The sequence below is a fragment of the Nitrosomonas sp. Nm132 genome (genome assembly GCF_900100485.1).
GTDB lineage: Bacteria > Pseudomonadota > Gammaproteobacteria > Burkholderiales > Nitrosomonadaceae > Nitrosomonas.
Genome location: NZ_FNDH01000086.1, coordinates 1 through 4,089, shown reverse-complemented (window position 1 = coordinate 4,089; position 4,089 = coordinate 1). Strand labels below are relative to the sequence as shown.

The window sequence follows — 4,089 nt, the reverse complement described above, 5'->3', positions numbered from 1 at the left end:
TCCGCACGTCCCATGGAGTGGCGCTTTACGAATGATGACGCTCGGGTAAAATTGAAGAAACTTTACCCGACTTTAGAAGAATGACTGAGTACTAGTACAGCTAAAGGCAACGTTACCATCAGAAGAATGGATGCGTGTCTATCCTATTTTTTCCTGCATCATGAGTTCAGACGATGAGTAAGTGGGCGATCATGATCAAGGATTGCTTCCCCAGCGACGAAGTAAGCTATACCAAGTTTGCCATATCGATTCATGGGTTCACCAAAAGTATTGTTTATGATGCTACTTTATTTCTCCTGGATAATTTCCTTTTCAGTCTCGGCTATCCACATATTAGCCTCGGCTTTGGTGCGAAACGTGCTAGACTTCCTTACTTCTTTTCTAAATACGGCTGCTTCATACCTAGAGTTTTTCTTGCGTTTAGTTCCCATATTCCAACCGTGAAAATATCCGTGGATAATAGCGAGAAAATGGGAATTTTTGATGAAACGAAGGCAAAGGAAAATACGCCGAAAGGCACTTGTAATAAGGTATTCTGAGTAGTTTTGGGAGAATTGGGAAAGGCTTAGTTTAATGACTATGGTGCCCAGAAGAGGACTCGAACCTCCACACCCGAAGGCACATGGACCTGAACCATGCGCGTCTACCAATTCCGCCATCTGGGCCGCATCATATCCTAACCTTTAGCCAGGATATATGAAGAATTCGTGATTTTATAGGAAACCATTGTTTTGTCAATCAAGAAGAAAAATAAGAAGAATCAGCTGCGTAAACTTGATCCTTTTCTCGCTCGTGAATGCGAGCGATATGGCACTGCTTTGCCAAGCCGTGAATTTATACTAAAAATACTTGATGAGCAGGGTATTCCGGTTAGCGAAGTATTATTACGGAAGCTATTGGATATAACCCCTAAAGAAACGGAAATTTTTAACCGTCGATTAGCTGCAATGATCCGTTCGGGTCAGATCATGCGTAATCGAAAAGGGGATATCTGTGTCATTGAAAAGCTAGAGCTAATTAGGGGAACGGTACAAGGGCATAGTGACGGTTATGGTTTTTTAATTACCGATGACGGTAGCCCTGATCTATATCTCGGTCCCAAAGAAATGCATAAGGTACTTGACGGTGACCGTGTCATTACACGTGAAATCGGTATGGATCGACGAGGTCGCCGTGAATGCAAAATCGTTGAAGTGTTGGAACGTACCAATATACAGCTCATTGGGAGATTCAATGCCGAGCATGGCATTTTTTTCGTAATTGCTGAGAACAAGCGTATTAGCCAGGAAATTCTGATTCCTCGTGAAGCCACTATGAATGCTAAGGCTGGACAAGTCGTAATGGTGAAGATTATTCAGCAGCCTGACATTCATACCCAACCTATTGGTCATATTATTGAAATTCTGGGCGAATATACTTCGCCTGGCATGGAAATTGAGATCGCACTACGTAAATACGATTTACCTTATGAGTTTTCATCTGAGATAGAGAAAATCTCTGCCAAATTCCCTAAAAAAGTACTGAAGAAAGAGCTGACCAAGCGAAAAGATATTCGTCATTTACCGTTGGTTACGATCGATGGTGAAACAGCGCGTGATTTTGATGATGCAGTATATAGTCAACGCGATGGAAAAGATTATCGATTATATGTGGCCATCGCTGATGTCAGTCATTATGTCCACGATAATGATGCGTTAGATAAAGAAGCATTTATGCGGGGCAATTCAGTGTACTTTCCCCGGCGAGTGATACCGATGTTACCAGAAGTACTCTCTAATGGATTGTGTTCACTTAACCCGCTAGCGGATCGTCTTTGTATGGTATGTGAAATACAATTAGCTACCAATGGTGAATACCTAGACTACCAATTTTATCCAGCTGTCATGCGCTCTCATGCTCGACTAACATACGATGAAGTTGCAGCGATGGTGGACAGTCCTAAAGAAGCCAATGCGAAGCAATATATCGACTTACTTCCGCACATTCAATTACTCTATAAAGTATATAAAGTTTTACAAAAAGCGCGCAAAAAACGTGGGGCTATTGATTTTGAGACGATTGAAACCCAAATGGTTTTTAACGAGCAAGGCAAGATTGAACAAATACTTCCGGTGCAACGCAATGTAGCGCATTGCCTAATAGAAGAGTGCATGCTAGCTGCCAATGTATGTGCATCGGATTTTTTACAGAAACACAAGCAGCCAGTGTTGTATCGTATCCACGAAGGGCCTACACCGGAAAAACTGACAGCACTGCGCGATTTTCTTAAGGAATTTGGTTTGCAGCTAGGAGGCGGCAGTCTACCACATGCAAAAGATTATGCTAAAGCATTAACTAAAATCAACGACAGATCCGATGCACAATTATTACAAACCGTCATGCTACGATCGCTACGGCAGGCGATATATAGTCCTGAAAATATCGGCCATTTTGGATTGGCTTATGAGGCGTATACTCATTTTACTTCACCCATTCGGCGCTACCCTGATTTATTGGTACATCGCGCCATCAAAGCGGTTCTAAATGGCAATATCTATTCTCCATCTGGCGGCGATTGGCATGAGCTGGGCAAGTATTGCTCAATGACGGAACGTCGTGCTGATGAGGCAACACGTGAGGTCGAGTCGTGGCTTAAGTGCTTCTATATACAGGATAAAATAGGTGAATGCTTTGACGGTGTCATCAGTGGTGTCACCGCATTCGGATTGTTTGTTGCACTCGATCAAATTTATGTGGAAGGATTGGTTCATATTTCAGAGCTACCCAGCGATTATTTCCATTTTGATAACACTAAACATATGTTATATGGTGAACGTACTGGAAAAAAATACCGCTTGGGCGATCGCTTCCAAGTCAAGCTTGTACGAGTTGATCTGGAAACTCGTAAAATAGACTTTGTTCTCGCTTGAGAGTCTGTAAAAAAACGTAGACATATGCATCCTGGCTATCAGGAGCATAACGGCTGCAGATTTCACAGACTCTAAATAGAAGTAGAAGCATAAGGTTCTTTTAGTTCATTAGCTTTACATAATTTTTACTACAAACTTACTTATCTAGCGACATGTCTCAGACGCGGCATATTTTTGGGTTTCATGCGATTACGAGTCGTTTGCGGCAGAGCCCGGACAGTATCAAAGAAATCTACTTAGATTCGACCCGGCATGATCAGCGTGCGCGTGATTTATTTAAACTTGCTGAAATCAAGAACGTTTGTCTGATACTTTGCGATAATGCGAGGCTTGCCAGAATAGTGGGCACAACTCACCATCAAGGCGTAGTGGCCAACATCGCAGCCACTCAGAATTATGTGGCGATTGAGGATGTCCTGGAAGCACTGAGCGAACCCGCTTTACTCCTGGTATTAGATGGTATCAAGGATCCTCACAATTTAGGCGCATGCTTGCGTGTTGCTGACGCATTAGGTGTCCATGCCATCATCGCACCCAAGGATCGCTCGGTGGGGCTGACAGCCACAGTGCATAAGGTCGCAAGCGGCGCTGCGGATACTGTTCCTTTTGTTACCGTCACTAACTTAGCCCGAACCTTGCGTGAGCTTAAGCAGCAAGGTATCTGGATTATCGGTACTGCAGCCGAGACTACCTGTACCCTTGACACCATTACACTTGATGGCCCTATCGCCTGGGTATTGGGTGCAGAGCATGAGGGCATGCGCCGCCTGACAAGGGAAACCTGTGATCAATTGGTGCGCATTCCAATGGTCGGCAGTGTTGAAAGCTTGAATGTGTCAGTGAGTGCTGGCATTTGCTTATTCGAGACCTATCGCCAGCGAGCGAAGAAGGTCTGATTATTAGGCAAATGTGAGAATTCTTTAGTTCTTGTGGATAGTGTTTAATCCTAGTACTCAGTCATTCTTGAAATGTCGGCTAAAGCTCCCCATACTCTCGAGCTTCAACGTAGAATGGAAGTGGGCCAATGGCAAAGAAATACATGGTGAGGCTAACCGAAGAAGAACAAGCTTATTTAGAAAGTTTGGTGCACAAAGGAAAAGTGGCGGCGTACAAAAGGCTTCATGCCCAGATCTTGCTTAAGGCGGATGAGAACGCTTTAGGTGAATCGTGGCAAGATAGC

At 43.8% G+C, this 4,089-nt stretch carries 3 protein-coding genes and 1 tRNA gene; 3 read left to right on the top strand and 1 reads right to left on the bottom strand.

Features of this window, described 5'->3' with window-relative positions:
* Positions 1–173: 173 nt before the first annotated feature.
* A complete protein-coding gene (locus BLP80_RS14365) occupies positions 174–539 on the top strand; it encodes a hypothetical protein (RefSeq protein ID WP_090544380.1) in 366 nt (121 codons plus the stop codon).
* A gap of 41 nt (positions 540–580) precedes the next feature.
* Here BLP80_RS14365 and BLP80_RS14360 read toward each other — a convergent pair.
* Positions 581–665 (bottom strand) — tRNA-Leu (locus tag BLP80_RS14360).
* Between the two features lie 66 nt (positions 666–731).
* Between BLP80_RS14360 and rnr the strand changes: the two genes are divergently transcribed.
* Both rnr and rlmB read left to right on the top strand, forming a co-directional pair.
* Positions 732–2,909, top strand: coding sequence for a ribonuclease R (gene rnr, locus BLP80_RS14355; RefSeq protein ID WP_090544378.1), 2,178 nt, complete (start codon positions 732–734; stop codon positions 2,907–2,909).
* Positions 2,910–3,061: 152 nt separating this feature from the next.
* On the top strand, positions 3,062–3,805 hold the full coding sequence (gene rlmB, locus BLP80_RS14350; protein ID WP_090544376.1) for a 23S rRNA (guanosine(2251)-2'-O)-methyltransferase RlmB: 744 nt from the start codon (positions 3,062–3,064) through the stop codon (positions 3,803–3,805).
* Positions 3,806–4,089: the final 284 nt, after the last annotated feature.